Genomic DNA, 16,685 nt, shown 5'->3' on the forward strand with positions numbered 1-16,685 from the left:
CAGGAAGTGACCGCGTCCCTCGCTAGCGTCGTCCTCATGACCATCACCGAGCGCGACGAGATCGTCGCCATCCTCACCAAGCACCGCGGGCTGTTCCTTGTCACCGTGGCGGGGCTTACCGACGAGCAGGCCCGCCTGACGCCGACGGTGAGCGCCCTGAGCCTGGGCGGGCTCGTCAAGCATGTGACCGCGACGGTCGCGCAGTGGCTCGACTTCGTCGAGCACGGGCCGGCGGGAGGGGGCATGGGAATCGACTGGGAGAACCCGGACCCGGCGCTCTTCGAGGCCTTCGCCAACGGCTTCCGGCTCCTGCCCGAGGAGACCCTCGCCGGCGTGCTCGAGGACTGGGAGGCGGCGGCCGCCCGGACCGACGCGCTCGTCCGCAGCGCCGACCTCGACGAGACCCACCCGCTCCCGCAGGCGCCGTGGTTCCCGCCGGGCGAGGTGTGGAGCAACCGGAGGGTGTTCATGCACGTGCTGGCGGAGATCGCCCAGCACGCCGGCCACGCCGACATCCTGCGCGAGAGCATCGACGGTCAGAAGACCATGGGGTAGGCCGCCGCACGGACCGGGGACGATTCGGCACCGGGGAGGTGCCGAAGCGTCCCGATCCCGGGAGAATGCGGAACTGTGCCAGCCCAGCCCGGTCCCGAGCGCGTCCTCCGCACCCTCCACGACCTCGTCGCGGTCCCGAGCGAGGGCGGGGCCGCCGACGAGCTGCGCATCCAGCACCTGCTCGCGGAGCGTCTCGGCGACCTCGGCCTGACCGTCGACCTGTGGCCGCTCGACCTCGACGCCCTGCGGGCCGACCCGGGCTACCCCGGCGAGGAGGTCGACCGCACCGCCGCCTGGGGACTCGTCGCGACGAACCTGCCCGGCGAGGACGTCGGGCTCGTGCTGTCCGCCCACGTCGACGTCGTGCCGCCCGGTGACCTCCGTTCGTGGAGCGGTGCGCCGTACGCGCCCGTGGTGACCGCCGGGAACATGCTCGGGCGCGGCACCTGCGACATGAAGGGCGGGCTCGCCGGCATCCTCGGCGCCGTGGAGGCGCTCGGGCCCGACGTGACCGCCGTGGCGCCGTTCGCGGTGCACTGCGTGGTCGGCGAGGAGGACGGCGGGCTCGGCGCGTACGCGACGCTCGCCCGCGGCCACACCGGCCGGGCGTGCGTCATCCCGGAACCCACGGACCTCGGGCTGGTGACCGCGAACGCCGGGTCGCTGACGTTCCGCATCGAGGTCCCCGGGGTGGCGACGCACGGCAGCACCGCGTACGCCGGGGTGTCGGCGATCGACGCCTACCTGCCGCTGCACGCCGCGCTCGCCCGGCTCTCGGAACGCCGCAACCGCGTCCGCGAGCCGCTTCTCGACCACCTGCCGGTCCCCTACCCGCTGTCGGTCGGCCGGCTGCAGGCGGGCGACTGGCCGAGCAGCGTGCCCGACCGCCTCGTCGCCGAGGGTCGCTACGGGCTGCGCGTCGAGGAGGACCCCGCCGTCGCCGTCGCCGAGCTCGAGCAGACCGTCGCGGAGGCTGCGGCCGGGCACCCGTTCCTGCGCGACCACCCGCCGGTGGTCACGTGGCCGGGCGGCCGGTTCCGCGGCGGGCACCTGCCGGCCGGGCACGCGCTCGCCCGTCAGGTCGCCGCTGCGCACGCCGAGGAGACGGGCCGCGAGGTGGACGCCGAGCGCGGGGCGCCGTACGGGAGTGACCTCCGCCTCTACGCCGGCGCCGGCGTCCCGACGCTGCACTACGGCCCCGGCGACGTCCGCCTCGCCCACGGCCCCGACGAGAGCGTCCCCCTCGACCAGGTCGAGCTGACCGCCGCCGTGTTCACCCGGCTCCTCCGCGAGGGCGTCGCCTGACCCGGGGCTCTCCCGCTCGCAGCGCGGCCCGTGCGCAGGAGTCCCAGGACTTTCACGTTTACGTGAAAGACCCGTACTCACCACGGCAGATCTGCCGTGGTCAGTACCGGAGTTTCACGTTTACGTGAAAGTCCCGTGACCCCTGGGACGAAGGTACGAAGGCCCGGAGCGGCTAGCGGGCGTACGCGGGGAGAATCACGTCCTCGATCAGGCGGCGGCGGACGGGGTAGGGCTGGAAGATCGACTCGGCGGCGTTGACGGCGAGGCGGCGGAGGCCGTCGAGGTCGTAGCCGAGCTCGCTGACCAGCAGGCCCGTCTCGCGGGTCAGGGTCGTGCCGCTCATCAGCTGGTTGTCGCAGTTGACCGTCACCTTGAACCCGAGCCGGTCGAGCCGGGCGATCGGGTGGTTCGCGACGGAGGTGACGGCGCCGGTCTGCACGTTCGACGACGGGCACAGCTCGAGCGGGACGCGGCGGTCTCGGACGTACGCGGCCACCGGCCCGAGGGCGTCGCCGCCGTCCGGACCCGTGCCGATGTCCTCGACGATGCGGACGCCGTGCCCGACGCGGGTCGCCCCGCAGGCCAGGACGGCCCCGGCGATGGAGTCGACGCCCGCGGCCTCGCCGGCGTGGATGGTGTACGGCCAGCCGTGCGTGCGCAGGTGCACGAAGGCGGGCAGGAAGCGCTCGGGCGGGAAGCCGTCCTCGGCCCCCGCGATGTCGAACCCGACGACGGAACCCGTGCGGTCGTCCAGGACGAGGTCGGCGCCGGTGAGGGTCGGCTCCACGTGCCGCATCGAGGTGAGGAGCTGGCGGACCACGACCTCCTGGCCGCGGGCCCGGGCGGCGGCCATGCCCTCCTCGAGGCCGGTGGCGACGGCGGCGACCGCCTCGGTCTGGGTCAGCCCGGCCGTCGTGTGCTGCTCGGGTGCCCAGCGGGCCTCGCCGTAGACGACGCCGTCGGCCGCGAGGTCCTCGGCGAACTCCCGCGCGACGCGACGCAGGTGCGGCGCGGTCTGCATCACGGCGATCGTGTGGTCGAACGTCTCGAGGTAGCGCACCAGCGAGCCGGAGTCGGCCGCGTCGACGAACCACCGTCCCAGCGCCTCGGCGCCGTCGGCGGCCGCGGGCGGGAGCACGTGCCCGATCTCCTCGGACAGCTCCAGGACGGTCGCGGGACGGAGACCGCCGTCGAGGTGGTCGTGCAGGGAGACCTTGGGCAGCGCGCGGAGGCGGTCGACGTCGAGCGGAGGCATGGACGTCAGTCTCTCGCGGTCCGGGCCCGGACCGCGCGTCGGCCTACGCCGGGTCGTCCTCCAGCGCCGCGCCGCGGGGCCCGACGGTGCTCAGGTCCTCCGCGCCGAACGCCTGGGGCAGCACCTCGGTCATCGGCAGCACGCCGGCGGGGGTGTCGACGAGCAGGGCCGCGCCGCCGTGCTCCCACAGCAGCTGGCGGCACCGACCGCACGGCATGATCTGCGCGCCGTTCGCGTCGCAGCAGCTGAACGCGACGAGCCGGCCGCCGCCGCCCGCGACGAGGTCGGAGACGAGGCCGCACTCGGCGCAGAGCGTGACCCCGTACGCGGCGTTCTCGACGTTGCAGCCCCCGACGAGGCGGCCGTCGTCGACGAGCGCGGCGGCCCCGACGGGGTAGCCGGAGTACGGCGCGTACGCCCGCTCCATCATCTCGACGGCCCGGGTGCGCAGCAGCGCCCAGTCGATCTCCGGTGCCTGGTCCGACGTCATGGTCCGCCCCTACTTCTCGTACGGCACGCCGTCGGCGGCGGGCGGTCGGACGCGGCCCACCAGCCCGGCGACGGCGATGATCGTGGCGATGTAGGGCAGGACGAGCAGCAGCTGGCTGGGCATCGGGGTGCTGAGGGTCTGCAGCTGCGAGGCCATCTGGGTCACGAAGCCGAAGAACAGGCACATGATCGTCGCGAGCACCGGGCGCCAGCGGCCCATGATCAGCGCGGCGAGCGCGATGAACCCGTTGCCGACCGTGAACTCCTTGGTGAACTGCCCGGTCGAGGCGAGCGTGAAGAACGAGCCACCGAGCCCGGCCAGCACGCCGCCGGCCAGCACCGCTGACCAGCGGACGCCGCGGACGCTGATGCCGACGGTGTCGGCGGCCTGCGGGTGCTCGCCGACGGAGCGGATGCGCAGGCCCCAGGTCGTCCGGTAGAGCAGCACCCAGACGACGACCACGGCGATGATCGCCAGGTAGGCCAGCACGTTCTGGTCGAAGAGCACCCGGCCGAAGAACGGGATCGAGGAGAGCCCCGGGATCGGGATCGTCTCGAGCACGGGCGCGTTGTTGTAGGTGGAGGACGCGGGCTGCACGAGCTGGTCGAAGAGGAAGCCCGTGACGCCGACCGCGAGCAGGTTCAGCACGACGCCGAGGACGACCTGGTTGACCAGGTAGTTGATCGAGAAGAGGGCGAGCAGCGCAGCCATGGCCAGCCCCGCGACGACGGCCGCGATCATGGCGGCCGGCACCGACTGGGTGATGCTCCCGACGACGGCCGCGGCGAAGGCGGCCGCGAGGAACTGGCCCTCGATGCTGACGTTCACGACGCCGGCCCGCTCGCACAGGACGCCGCAGAGCGCCCCGAAGACGAGCGGGGTGGCCAGCGACAGCGTTCCCGCGAACTGGTTGCTGACCGGGAAGGGCAGGTCACGCCCGGCCGCGGCCCAGGTCAGGAACCCGAGCACGACGGCGATGCCGGCCACCGTGGCGGCGAGAGCGGCGCGACGGCCGCGCACCCGACCGCTGAGGAAGGCGGCGGCCGCCGCGAGGCAGAGCACGGCGCAGACGACCACCGTGGGCACGCCGGGCAGCGGCACGGTCGGCAGCTGGACCTCGTCGAACGCGTCCGACAGCGCGAACCGGGCCTCGCCGCGGGTCGACCCGAGGGCGACGAGGAGCAGCAGCCCGACGATGCCGATGAGCGCACCGGTGGAGAGCCGCTGGCGGCGCTTCTCGGGCGACTCGACGGTCTCGGCGGCGGTCGGGGCGACCGCGTGCGTACGCGGGGCCGGGTCGAGCGCCGTCACGCGAGGCCTCCCTCGGGGACGGGACCGGTGGCATGGGCCTTGCGGGTCCGGACGAACGGGATGAGCCTGGTGACCAGCGCGGGCGCGGCCACGAAGAGCACGATCAGGGCCTGCAGCGCAGTGGTCAGCGTCAGCGGCGTCTGGGCGACGCTCTGCATCGCCAGCCCGCCGGCGTGCAGGGCGCCGAAGAGGAGCCCGGCGAGGACGGTGCCGAGCGGGGTCGAGCGGCCGAGCAGGGCGACGGTGATCGCGTCGAAGCCGATGGAGCCGACGATGCCGGCCGAGAGCGGGACCGGCAGCCCGGAGGCGGACGGGCCGAGCGCGGCCTGGACGCCGGCCAGCCCGGCCAGGCCGCCGGCGACCGCCATGGTGATCACCGTGGTGCGCGCGACGCTCATGCCCGCGGTGGCCGCGGCGTGCGGGTTGGCCCCGACCGCGCGGATCGCGAAGCCGGTCGTCGAGCGCTCGAGCAGCCACCACACGAACACGGCGGCGAGGATCGCCACCCCGAAGCCGAGGTGCAGCTGACCCCCGACCAGGCGGGGGAACGTCGCGCTGAAGTCGACGATCGGCGAGATCGGGTCGGTGCGGCCCGGCCGCTGGAAGGCGGTCGTGGTGAGCAGGTAGTCGAGCAGCCCGGCGGCGACGTAGTTGAGCATGATCGTGACGATCACCTCGTGCGCCCCGGCCCCGGCCTTGAGCCAGCCGACCAGGCCGCCCCAGATCGCGCCCCCGAGCAGCCCGAAGGCCACGGCGACGAGGAGGTGGAGCCCGGCCGGCAGGTGCCAGCTGAACCCGACGTACGCGGCGAAGATCGAGCCGATGATCGCCTGGCCCTGGGCGCCGATGTTGAACAGCCCCGCGCGGAAGGCGAGCGCCACGCCGAGGCCGGCGCAGATCAGCGGCGCGGCCTGCGCGGTGGTCTCGGTGATCGGCCCGTAGCCGCCGACCGAGCCCGCGATCAGCGCGCCGTACGCGCTCCCCACCTTGTCGACCGAGGCGACCAGCGCGTCGGACGGGCGGGCGAAGAAGTAGGTGAACTTCGAGCGCACCTCGGTGTCGGACACGATCATCAGGACCGCGCCCACGAGGAACGCGAGCACGAAGGCCGCGACCGTGGTGATCACGTCGGTCCACGGGAACCGCCGCGCGGGCCGGGCCCGCTGCGCCGGCCTCGGGGCCGTGGGGACGGGGGCCGTGGCGGTGCTCATCGCTGCCCTTCGACGGGCTCAGGGGACAAAGAAGGGGGCTCGGGGGGCGGAGAAGGGGGCTCGGAAGACGCGGGGGCGCCAGCGCTGGCCAGCGCCTCGTCCGCGGGCACGCCGGCCATCATCAGGCCGAGGACCTCCCGCGAGGTGTCGGGGGGCACGACGCCGACGACGCGGCCGCGGTACATCACGGCGACCCGGTCGGCGAGCGCGGCGACCTCGTCGAGCTCGGTGGAGACGATCAGGACGGCGGTGCCGCGGTCGCGCTCGGCGACGAGCCGCGAGTGCAGGAACTCGATGGCCCCGACGTCCACGCCGCGCGTCGGCTGGCTGGCCACGAGCGCCGCGAGCGGGCGGGACAGCTCGCGGGCCAGGACCACCTTCTGCTGGTTGCCACCCGAGAGCGAGCTGACCGGGGTGTCGATGGTCTGCGTGCGGATGTCGAACTCCCCCACCCGCTCGTCGGCGTTGGCCCGGATGCGGTTGAGGTCGAGGCGGATGCCGCGCGCGTACGGGGCCTCGTCGAAGTTGTTGAGGACCAGGTTCTCGGCGACGGTGAAGCTGCCGACGAAGCCGTCGTGCTGGCGGTCCTCGGGCACGAAGCCGAGGCCGGCGTCGATGATCTCCTTCGGCGACCGGCCGCTGATCACCGTGCCGTCGAGGCTGATCGAGCCGGAGGTCACGGGAAGCGTGCCGAGCAGGGCGTCGGCGAGCTCGCTCTGGCCGTTGCCCTGGACGCCGGCGACGCAGACGATCTCGCCGCCGTGCACGTCGAGGTCGAGGCCCTCGACGACCACGTGCCCGCCGGCGTCGGCGACCGAGACGCCCTGCAGCCGCAGCCGGGGCTCGGCGCTGGGCCGGGCCGGCTCCTTGTCGACGACGAGGTTGACCGCGCGGCCGACCATGAGCTCGGCCAGGCGGGCCTCGGACTCCTGCGGGCTCGCCGTGCCGACGACGGCACCCCGCCGGATGACGGTGATGGTGTCGGCGATCTCGCGCACCTCGCGGAGCTTGTGCGTGATGAAGACGACCGCCTTGCCCTCGTCACGGAGCGCCCGCATGACGTCCATCAGCTCGTCGATCTCCTGCGGCGTCAGCACCGCGGTCGGCTCGTCGAAGATCAGGAAGCGGGCGTCGTTCGCGAGGGCCTTGAGGATCTCGACGCGCTGCTGGATGCCGACCGGCAGGTCCTCCACGACCGCGTCCGGGTCGACGTCGAAGCCGTAGCGCTCGGACAGCTGGCGGACCGTCCGGCGGGCCCGGCCCATGCTCAGGCCGATGCCCCCCTCGCGGCCGAGCACGAGGTTCTCCGCCACGGTGAAGACCTCGACGAGCATGAAGTGCTGGTGGACCATGCCGATCCCGTCGGCGATGGCCTCCTTCGGGTTCCGGATCACCACCGGCGACCCGTCGACGAAGATCTGCCCCTCGTCGGGGCTGAGCAGCCCGTAGAGGACGTTCATCAGGGTCGACTTGCCGGCACCGTTCTCCCCGAGCAGGCAGTGGATCTGGCCCGGGACGATGTCGAGGTCGACCGAGGAGTTGGCGACCAGCGAGCCGAAACGCTTGGTGATGCCCCGCAGCGCCAGCCCTGAGGCGGGTGGCGCTGCGGGGTCAGCCCCGTCCGGTCGAGTCTCCTCGGTGGGAGTGGCAGGCACGGTGGGGAGGTTACGTCAGCGCGGACGCGGGTCGTCGGGCCGGACGGTTCAGGAGGTCGGCTGCGACTTGGACTCGATGGTGATCTTGCCGGAGACGATGTCGGCCTTGAGGGCGTCGACCTCGGTCTTCAGCTCGGCCGGGACCTTGGTGTCGAAGTCGTGGTACGGCGCGAGCCCGGTGCCGGAGTTCTCCAGCGTGCCGACGTACGGGCTGTTGTCGAACGAGCCGTCCTTGGCCGCCTTGATCGCGTCCGTGACCGAGACGTCGAGGCCCTTGGTCACGCTCGTGATGATGTTCGAGCAGTAGGTCTCGGCGCTGACGCAGCCGTCGGTGTCGACCCAGATCGCGTTGGCCTTGCCGCCGCTGGCCTTGGTCGCCTGGAGCGCACCGAGGCCGGCCGGGCCGGCGACGGGCAGGACGACGTCCGCACCCTGGCTGATCAGGCCCTGGGCGACGCGCTGGCCGCCCTTCTGGTCCTCGAAGCTGCCGACGAACTGGCCGTCCTGCTTGGCCGAGTCCCAGCCGAGGACCTGGACGTCCGACTTCTTCTGGGTGTTGTAGTACTCGACGCCCTGGGCGAAGCCGTCCATGAAGATCGTGACGGTCGGGAACTTCTGGCCGCCGAAGGTCGCGACCTTCTTGGTCTGGCTCATGCCCGCGGCGAGGTAGCCGGCGAGGAAGCTCGACTGCGCCGTGTTGAACACCAGCGGCTTGAGGTTCTTGGCGGCCGGGTAGGTCGACGGGTCGTTGTTGTCGACGATCGCGAACTTGATGTCCGGGTTGGCCTTGGCGGCGGCCAGGGTGTCGTCGCTCAGGGCGAAGCCGACGGTGACGATGATGCTGCACTTGGCGTCGACCATCGACTGCACGTTCTTGGCGTAGTCGGCGGCGGCGTTCGACTCGACCTGGCCGGTCTCGATCCCGAGCGAGGTCTTCGCGTCGGTGAGGCCCTTGTACGCGGTCTGGTTGAACGACTTGTCGTCGAAGCCGCCGGAGTCGGAGACCATGCAGGCCTTGAAGCCGGAGGCGTCGGCCGCGGCCGAGGAGGCGCCGCCGCTCGGGGCCGCGGAGCTGCCGGCGTCGGTGCCGGGCGCCTGGGCGCAGCCGGAGAGGGCGAGGGCGGCGGAGGTCGCCAGCGCGCCCACCAGGGTCAGGGTCTTCTTCACGGAGGGTCTCCTCGTTCGGTCTGCGTACGTCACACAGTCAAGAGATCGTGCGGCCGGCGGTGGCCGCGGCGAGGAAACCTCGCGCCGCCGGGGGTCGACCCCGGCGCAGAGCACTCTAGCGGCTCGGAACCCCACGACCTCGGACCGCGACGGTCACCATCCGGTCACGAACCGTTCAGCCCGTGGTGGTCGACGGGCTGGCGCCGCTGCTGCTGGCCACGTCGGCCAGCACCTTGACGCCGACCGCGATGCAGCTCTCGTCCACGCGGAAGCTCGGGTGGTGGATGTCGGGCCAGCTGGCCGCACCGGGCGTCCGGACGCCGAGCCGGGCCATGGCGCCGGGGACCTGCTGCAGCATCCAGGAGAAGTCCTCGCCGCCGAGCGACTGCTCCGTGGCCGTCACGCCCGCCGGCCCGAGCATCGCGTCCCCGGCCGCGGCCAGCCGGTCGATGCCGGACTGGGCGTTCACGGCGGGCGGGGTGCCCTCGTTGATCGAGACGCGGGCCTCGACCCCGTACGGGGCCACGAGCTGCGTGACGAGCTCCGGCAGCAGCGCCTTGGCCTGCTCCCAGCCCGCGAGGTCGAGCGCGCGCAGGGTCCCGAGGGCCTGGCCGCTGCTCGGGATCGCGTTCGGGGCGGAACCGGCCGTGACCTTGCCCCACATCATCGAGACGCCGCTGCGGGGGTCGACCCGGCGCGCGAACACCAGCTGCGTCTGGGTGACGAGCGTGCCCAGTGCGGCGACGACGTCCTGGGTCAGGTGCGGGCGCGAGGTGTGGCCGCCGGTCCCGGTGAGCGTCACGCTGACCTGGCTCACGGCCGACGTCACCGGGCCGACCTTGAGCGCGATCTGCCCGGCGTCGGTGCGCGGGTCGCAGTGCAGCGCGTAGACCTCGCTGAGGTCGGTCAGGACGCCGCCGTCGATCGCGTCGACCGCGCCGCCGGGGCTCGTCTCCTCGGCGGGCTGGAAGATCAGCCGCACGCCGCGGGTGAGCAGGCCCTCCTCGCGGAGGCGGGCGAGGACCATGCCCACGCCCAGCACGATCGTCGTGTGCACGTCGTGGCCGCACGCGTGGGCCACGCCCGGCACCCGGGAGGCGAAGTCGACCGCGCTGCCGTCCGGGATCGGCAGGGCGTCGAGGTCGGCGCGCAGGCCGACCAGGCCCTCGCGCTGCTCGTCGAAGCCGTACGGGACGACGTCGCACCACGCGCCGGTGCCGATCGGGAGGATCTTGGCGACCAGGCCGACCGACTCGAGGACCTCGACCACGCGGGCGGTGGTGCGGTGCTCGGCGTTGCCGACCTCGGGGTGCGCGTGGATGTCGCGGCGGATGGCGATCAGACGCTCGTGCAGCTCGTCGGCCTCGGCGACGATGCGGGCGCGGCGCACGTGGTCGTCGACGGGTTCAGGCATCGGTCGTCAGTCTGTCACGCAGTGGTCACCCGCACGTGGGTCTGAGACGTTCCGTAACGCGACGGGAACGCCCGAGGGGTGCCCGCGTGCCGAGGACGAGGTTAGGCTCTCCTAACTCGACCTGCGGCACCCCCGAGCGCCGGTCCCGACGAGCAGGAGCACCGTGGGCTACTACGACGTCTACCACCGCGCGGAGGTCGTCGCGACGCGCCGGCTGACCCCGCACCTGGTCCGCGTCGAGCTGGGCGGGGACGGGATGCGCACCTGGGAGTCCAGCGGCGTCCCCGACGAGCGGCTGGTGCTCGTGCTGCCCGAGCCCGGTTCCCGCGAGGTCGCCCGGCCCGTGACCATGCCGGACGGGACGCAGGACTACCCGGACCCGGAGAACCAGCCGCCGATGCGCAGCTACACGGTCCGCTCCTGGGACGGCGAGGCCGGCCGGATGTGCGTCGACTTCGTCGTGCACCAGGGCGGCGTCGCCTCGACCTGGGCGCAGGAGGCCGAGGTGGGCGACGTGATCTACCTGACCGAGGCGATGGGCTGGTACCGCCCGCCGGCCGACTCCACCTGGCAGCTGCTGGTCGCCGACCTGGCCGGGCTGCCCGCCCTGGCGCGGGCCGTCGAGGAGCTGCCGGCCGGCACCCGCGCGCACGTCCTGGCCGAGATCCCCTCCGCCGCGGACCGGCTCGAGGTCGTCACCGCCGGGGACGTGACGTGGACGTGGCTGGAGGGTTCCGGGAACGACACCGGCCCGAGCCGGCTCGCCGACGCCGTGGCCGCCTTCCCGACGCCGGACGGGCCGGGCTACGTCTGGTTCGCGGCCGAGGCGAGCGCCTCGAGGGCCGTCCGCAAGCACCTGCGCCACGAGCGCGGCCTGCCCGTCTCCCGCTGCACCCTGCTCGGCTACTGGCGCCTCGACTCCGAGCGCTGGGACGCCCGCTACGCCGAGGTCGCCCCCGCCCTCGAGGCCGTCTACACCGAGGCCGTCGCCGCCGGCGCCACCAGCGACGACGCCCTCGAGCTCTACGACGAGGCCCTGGAGCGCGTGGGGCTGTAGCCCCTTGAGCTTGTCGAGGGCCAGGTGCGCCCCCTGAGCCTGTCGAAGGGCCTCGAAGAGGTCGGCTCTCTGCAGCTTCGGAGACGCCAACCCCTCCGGGGCCCTTCGACAAGCTCAGGGGGCGTTTCCGCAGGGCGCTTCGACAGGCTCAGGGGGCGTTTCCGCTGGGCCCTTCGACAGGCTTAGGGGGCGTTTCCGCAGGGCGCTTAGACAGGCTCAGGGGGCGTTTCCGCAGGGCCCTTCGACAGGTTCAGGAGGCGTTACCTCAGAAGCGTTCGCTCGGGCGGTAGACGCCCCAGACGTCGCGGAGGGCGTCGCTGACCTCGCCGACGGTGGCGCGCAGGGAGAGGGCGCGCTTCATGGGCGGGAGGACGTTCGCGGAACCGCGCGCCGCGGAGCGGAGCTGCTCCAGCGCGGCCTCGACCCTCGCGTTGTCGCGACCCGCGCGAATCCGGTTCACGCGGGCGACCTGCGCGGCCTCGAGGGACGGGTCGACGCGCAGGGGCTCGTACGGCTCCTCCTCGTCGAGGGCGAAGCGGTTCACGCCGACGACCACCCGCTCCCCCGCGTCGATCTCCTGCGCGATCGCGTAGGCGGAGCTCTCGATCTCGCCCTTCTGGAAACCCTGCTCGATCGCGGCCACGGCGCCGCCGCGCGTCTCGACCGCCTCCATCAACGCCAGCGCGGCCGCCTCGACGTCGTCGGTCAGGGACTCCACGACGTACGAGCCGGCGAACGGGTCGACGGTCCGGGTGAGGTCGGTCTCGTACGCCAGCACCTGCTGGGTCCGCACCGCGAGCCGCGCGGCCTTGGGCGTCGGGAGCGCAAGCGCCTCGTCGTAGGAGTTCGTGTGCAGCGACTGCGTGCCGCCCATCACCGCGGCCATGGCCTGCACGGCGACGCGGACGAGGTTCAGCTCGGGCTGCTGCGCGGTCAGCTGGACCCCCGCGGTCTGGGTGTGGAACCGGAGCATCTGCGACTTGGGGTTGGTCGCGCCGAAGCGCTCCTTCATCACGTGCGCCCAGATCCGCCGCGCCGCGCGGAACTTGGCCACCTCCTCCAGCACCGTCGTCCGCGAGACGAAGAAGAAGGACAGCCGCGGCGCGAACTGGTCGACCTCGAGCCCGGCGGCCAGCGCGGCCTCGACGTACGCGATCCCGTTCGCGAGGGTGAAGGCGATCTCCTGCGCGGGCGTGGCCCCGGCCTCGGCCATGTGGTAGCCCGAGATGGAGATCGTGTTCCACCGCGGGAGCGCCTGCGCGCAGTAGGCGAACGTGTCCCCCACCAGGCGCAACGACGCCTGCGGCGGGTAGATGTACGTGCCGCGGGCGATGTACTCCTTGAGCACGTCGTTCTGGATCGTGCCGGTCAGCAGCGCGGGGTCGATGCCGTTCTCCTCGGCCACCAGCTGGTAGAGCAGCAGCAGGACCGCGGCGGGCGCGTTGATCGTCATCGACGTCGACACCCGGGCCAGGTCGATGCCGGCGAAGAGCACCCGCATGTCGTCCACCGAGTCGATCGCGACGCCTACCTTGCCGACCTCGCCGGCGGCCAGCGCCGCGTCGGAGTCCATGCCCATCTGGGTCGGCAGGTCGAAGGCGACCGACAGCCCGGCGGTGCCGTGGGCGATCAGCTCGAGGTAGCGCGCGTTCGACTCCGCGGCCGTGCCGAACCCCGCGTACTGGCGCATCGTCCACGGCCGCGTCGTGTACATCCTGGGGTGGACGCCGCGGGTGTAGGGGTACGCACCGGGCGCGCCGAGCGCCGTCGCCGGGTCGAAGCCCTCCGGCTCGCCGGGGGCGTAGACGTCGGCGAACGGGGTGCCCGACTCGGTCTGTCCGCTCACCCCCGCATCGTCCCACCGCCCCCCGACGAACCGGACGGCGCTTGTCCCTGCTGTCAGCATGTGCGCGTGGAGATCGCTCTGGAGGTGCTCGGGATCGCGGCCGTGGTGGTCGCGGTGAGCGGTCTGGCGGAGCGGCTGCGGGTCTCCGCACCGCTCCTGCTGCTGCTCGTCGGGGTGGGCGGGTCGTACCTCCCGTTCATCGACGAGCCGGTGCTGAGCAGCGAGGTCGTGCTGCTCGGGTTCCTGCCGCCGCTGCTCTACTCGGCGGCCATCCGCACGTCGATCATTGACTTCCGGCACAACCTGCGCCCGATCGCGTACCTGTCGGTCCTGCTCGTGCTCATCACCGCGCTCGGCGTCGGGGTCGTCACCTGGTGGCTGCTGCCGGTGAGCTTCCCGCTCGCCCTGGCCCTCGGCGCCGTCGTCGCCCCGCCGGACGCCGTCGCGGCCACCTCGATCGCCCGCAGCGTCGGCCTGCCGCGCCGCGTCGTGACGATCCTCGAGGGCGAGTCGCTGGTCAACGACGCCACGGCCATCACCTGCCTCCGGGTGGCGATCGCGGCGATCGGCGGGTCGTTCTCGGTGTTCGACGCCGGCCTCGGGTTCCTCATCGCGCTGCTCGGCGGGGTCGCCGTGGGCCTCGCCGTCGGCGCCCTCGCCGTGATGATCCGGGTCCGCGTCCGGCGCCCCGTCTACGACACCGCGATCTCGTTCATGGTGCCGTTCGCGGCCTACCTGCCGGCCGAGTTCGTGGGCTACCACGAGTCGCACGGTTCCGGCGTCATCGCCGTGGTCACCGCCGGGCTGCTGCTCGGGCACAAGTCGCAGGTGATCCAGAGCGGCCAGAGCCGCCTCAACGAACGCGTCAACTGGGGCACGATCCAGTTCCTGCTCGAGAACACCGTCTTCCTGCTGATCGGCCTGCAGGCCCGCCGTACGGTCGCGGCCCTGGCCGACTCCCCGCTCTCGGGCTTCGAGATCGCCGTGTTCTGCGTCGCGGTGCTCCTCACCGTCATCGTGCTGCGGATGATCTGGGTCTTCCTGATGCGGATCTCGCTCTTCCGGCGGCAGCGCGACGGGGACGACGACGAGGTCAAGGTGCCCTGGCAGGCGACGCTCGTCGTCGGCTGGGCCGGGCTGCGCGGGGTGGTCACGCTGGCCACGGTGCTGCTGATCCCGGACAACCCCACGACGCACGAGATCCGGCCGGTGCTGATCTTCGCCGCGATGGTCGTGACGTTCGGGACCCTGCTGCTGCAGGGCCTGACGCTGCCGCCGCTGGTCCGGGCGCTGCGCCTGCGCGGTCCCGACGCCCGGTCCGACGCCCTCCAGGCGGCGACGGTCCTGACCACCTCGACCACCGCCGCGCTCAAGGCGCTGGACGACCTCAGCGGGGCCAAGGACAACCCGGAGGTCGTCGACCGCGTACGGGACCGGCTCAACTCCGGGCCGGAGCGGCTCTGGGAGCGGCTCGGGGACCACAGCAACGGCGAGACGCCCGCGGAGGCGTACCGCCGGCTGCGGCTGCAGACCCTCCAGGTCCAGCGCGACAGCGTGCTCAAGGTGCGCTCCAACGGCACCGTCGACCACGAGGTGATCGAGGAGGTCCTCGACTCCTTCGACATCGAGGAGTCGATGCTCACGATCTCCGGCGAGCGGGCCGACGAGATCGACGAGGCCGACGACGAGGTCCGGACGCCCGTGGACCCGATCGGCCCCTGCGAGCACCTCGAGGCCGCCCCGACCGAGATCGACCCCGACGGCGACGGCCGCTGCCTGGACTGCGTGCGCGAGCACCTCAGCCCGGTCCACCTGCGGATCTGCCTCACCTGCGGCAACGTCGGCTGCTGCGACTCCTCCCCCGGCCGCCACGCCGACAAGCACTTCCACACGACGAGGCACAAGGTCATGCGCAGCTTCGAGCCCAACGAGGACTGGCGCTGGTGCTACGTGGACGAACGCCTCGGCTGAGCCGAGCGCCCGCACCCATCCAGGTCGGCACACTCAGCCCAGCTCCGCACACCCGGCCCAGCTCGGCACACCCTGCGCAACGAGGCACACCTTGTTCACGGAGGCACACCGTGCAGGGTGTGCCGGGACCAGGTAGGTGTGCCGGGACCAGGTAGGTGTGCCGGGACCAGAGAAGGCGTCGGGTCGGAGCGCAGGCCGCGTAGGGGCGAAGCGGAGACAGACAACGCGTATCAGGGCCTATGCCCCGCGCCTCCTGTGCGGTATGAATCAGCACAGGTCGGGGTCGTGGGACTCGAGGAGCCCGTGAGCCGCGAGGCTGGAGGCAGTCATGGGTGCGGGTCCGCGATGACGGGCGGTGCGGTGGAGGACAGCCTCGCCGTACGGGCGGGGCGGCTGTTCGCCGCCTACCGCGCCGGCGAGGACGCCGCGATGAGCGAGCTCGTCCGCACCCTGACCCCGCTCCTGTGGCACACCGTGCGCGCGACCCGGCTCGACACGGCGGCCGCGGAGGACGTCCTCCAGCAGGTGTGGCTGAGCCTCGTACGCCACGCCGGCACGATCGTGGAGCCGAACGCGGTCCTGCAGTGGCTCGTCGTCTCGGCCCGGCGCGAGGCGTGGCGCGTGTCCCGGGGCCAGGACCGCGTACGCCCGGAGGACGTGGAGACGACCCGGGCGAGCGAGACCGACGGGGCCGCGGAGGTCGGCGAGCAGGTGGCGGGGGCCGAGTCCGACCTCGTCCTGTGGCGCCACGTGCAGCAGCTCCCGGAACGCTGCCAGGCCCTGCTCCGCGTCATCGCCTTCGCGGCGAAGCCCGACTACGCGCAGATCGCGCGCGCCCTGGGGATGCCGGTGGGCAGCATCGGCCCGACGCGCGGGCGGTGCCTGGCCAAGCTGCGGCTCGCGCTCGCCGCCGACCCGCAGTGGGGTGCCGCGTGAACGCGCCCGGCCCGGACCGCGGGACGTCCGCCGAGGAGGCGGCCGAGGCCGCCGGACCGGTCGGGCCCGACGACCTCGCCCTGCTCGAGCGGCTCGGCCGGCTGTGGGCGCAGCACGACCCGGTGCCGGACGGGCTGGCGGAACGGCTCGAGTTCGCGCTGACGCTCGACGCGCTCGAGACCGAGGTCGCGACCCTGACCCAGCCCGACCTGGCCCCGTCGGGCTCGCGGGCGGGCGAGACCGAGTCCGTGCGGACCGTGACGTTCTCGACCGAGACCATCGACGTGATGGTGACGCTGACCGACGCCCCCGACGGGACGGTCCGGGTGGACGGCTGGATCGCGCCCGCCGCGTCCCTCCGCGTCGAGGTCCTCCGCGAGGACGGCTCGCTCGAGGTCACGTCCGACGAGGACGGGCGCTTCGTCGTCGAGTCGGTCCCCCGGGGCCTGGCCCGCTTCGCGCTGCACCCGCCCGGCCGGACGGTGCTGAGCCCGACGATCGAGCTCTGACCC

14 protein-coding genes are annotated in these 16,685 nt (G+C 73.0%); 6 read left to right on the forward strand and 8 right to left on the reverse strand.

The window, feature by feature from the left end; translation table 11 throughout:
• Positions 1 to 36: 36 nt before the first annotated feature.
• A complete protein-coding gene (locus tag ABD665_RS15270) occupies positions 37 to 555 on the forward strand; it encodes a mycothiol transferase (RefSeq protein ID WP_204913481.1) in 519 nt (172 codons plus the stop codon).
• Positions 556 to 630: 75 nt separating this feature from the next.
• The gene (locus ABD665_RS15275) at positions 631 to 1,860 is read left to right on the forward strand and encodes an ArgE/DapE family deacylase (protein ID WP_344742495.1); all 1,230 of its coding nucleotides are present in this window, start codon (positions 631 to 633) and stop codon (positions 1,858 to 1,860) included.
• A 172-nt stretch (positions 1,861 to 2,032) separates the two neighbouring features.
• Here ABD665_RS15275 and ABD665_RS15280 read toward each other — a convergent pair whose 3' ends face one another.
• The 7 genes from ABD665_RS15280 to ABD665_RS15310 form a co-directional block, all read right to left on the reverse strand.
• Entirely contained in the window at positions 2,033 to 3,115 is a 1,083-nt protein-coding gene (locus tag ABD665_RS15280; protein WP_204913482.1) for an adenosine deaminase, read from the reverse strand.
• Positions 3,116 to 3,158: 43 nt separating this feature from the next.
• Positions 3,159 to 3,605 carry a cytidine deaminase gene (locus ABD665_RS15285; protein ID WP_204913483.1) on the reverse strand — a complete coding sequence of 149 codons (447 nt, stop codon included), beginning with the start codon at positions 3,603 to 3,605 and terminating at the stop codon, positions 3,159 to 3,161.
• A 9-nt stretch (positions 3,606 to 3,614) separates the two neighbouring features.
• Positions 3,615 to 4,916 (reverse strand): ABC transporter permease subunit, encoded by a 1,302-nt coding sequence (locus tag ABD665_RS15290; RefSeq protein WP_204913484.1) that lies wholly within the window; start codon positions 4,914 to 4,916, stop codon positions 3,615 to 3,617.
• Positions 4,913 to 6,127, reverse strand: a complete 1,215-nt coding sequence (locus ABD665_RS15295) for an ABC transporter permease subunit (protein ID WP_204913485.1) — start codon at positions 6,125 to 6,127, stop codon at positions 4,913 to 4,915. Before ABD665_RS15295 ends, ABD665_RS15290 begins: the two co-directional genes overlap by 4 nt.
• Positions 6,124 to 7,782, reverse strand: a complete 1,659-nt coding sequence (locus tag ABD665_RS15300) for an ABC transporter ATP-binding protein (protein WP_204913486.1) — start codon at positions 7,780 to 7,782, stop codon at positions 6,124 to 6,126. Before ABD665_RS15300 ends, ABD665_RS15295 begins: the two co-directional genes overlap by 4 nt.
• Before the next feature lie 48 nt (positions 7,783 to 7,830).
• Positions 7,831 to 8,949: a BMP family ABC transporter substrate-binding protein gene (locus tag ABD665_RS15305; protein WP_204913487.1), complete on the reverse strand. Its 1,119-nt coding sequence runs from the start codon at positions 8,947 to 8,949 to the stop codon at positions 7,831 to 7,833.
• 175 nt (positions 8,950 to 9,124) lie between these two features.
• Entirely contained in the window at positions 9,125 to 10,363 is a 1,239-nt protein-coding gene (locus ABD665_RS15310) for an amidohydrolase (RefSeq protein WP_204913488.1), read from the reverse strand.
• 163 nt (positions 10,364 to 10,526) lie between these two features.
• On the opposite strand from ABD665_RS15310, the gene ABD665_RS15315 reads away from it, so the two are divergent.
• Entirely contained in the window at positions 10,527 to 11,420 is an 894-nt protein-coding gene (locus ABD665_RS15315) for an SIP domain-containing protein (protein ID WP_204913489.1), read from the forward strand.
• Positions 11,421 to 11,685: 265 nt separating this feature from the next.
• Here ABD665_RS15315 and ABD665_RS15320 read toward each other — a convergent pair whose 3' ends face one another.
• Entirely contained in the window at positions 11,686 to 13,266 is a 1,581-nt protein-coding gene (locus ABD665_RS15320) for a methylmalonyl-CoA mutase family protein (protein ID WP_204913490.1), read from the reverse strand.
• Positions 13,267 to 13,332: 66 nt separating this feature from the next.
• Here ABD665_RS15320 and ABD665_RS15325 point away from each other — a divergent pair, with 66 nt between their 5' ends.
• The 3 genes from ABD665_RS15325 to ABD665_RS15335 all read left to right on the forward strand — a co-directional run bounded on the left by ABD665_RS15325 (position 13,333) and on the right by ABD665_RS15335 (position 16,682).
• The gene (locus ABD665_RS15325) at positions 13,333 to 15,237 is read left to right on the forward strand and encodes a Na+/H+ antiporter (RefSeq protein WP_204913491.1); all 1,905 of its coding nucleotides are present in this window, start codon (positions 13,333 to 13,335) and stop codon (positions 15,235 to 15,237) included.
• A 345-nt stretch (positions 15,238 to 15,582) separates the two neighbouring features.
• Entirely contained in the window at positions 15,583 to 16,173 is a 591-nt protein-coding gene (locus ABD665_RS15330) for a sigma-70 family RNA polymerase sigma factor (RefSeq protein ID WP_204913492.1), read from the forward strand.
• Positions 16,170 to 16,682 (forward strand): hypothetical protein, encoded by a 513-nt coding sequence (locus ABD665_RS15335; protein ID WP_204913493.1) that lies wholly within the window; start codon positions 16,170 to 16,172, stop codon positions 16,680 to 16,682. Before ABD665_RS15330 ends, ABD665_RS15335 begins: the two co-directional genes overlap by 4 nt.
• The last annotated feature ends 3 nt before the right edge of the window (positions 16,683 to 16,685 follow it).

This window comes from Microlunatus spumicola, from assembly GCF_039536445.1.
In the GTDB taxonomy this organism is placed as follows: Bacteria; Actinomycetota; Actinomycetes; order Propionibacteriales; family Propionibacteriaceae; genus Microlunatus; species Microlunatus spumicola.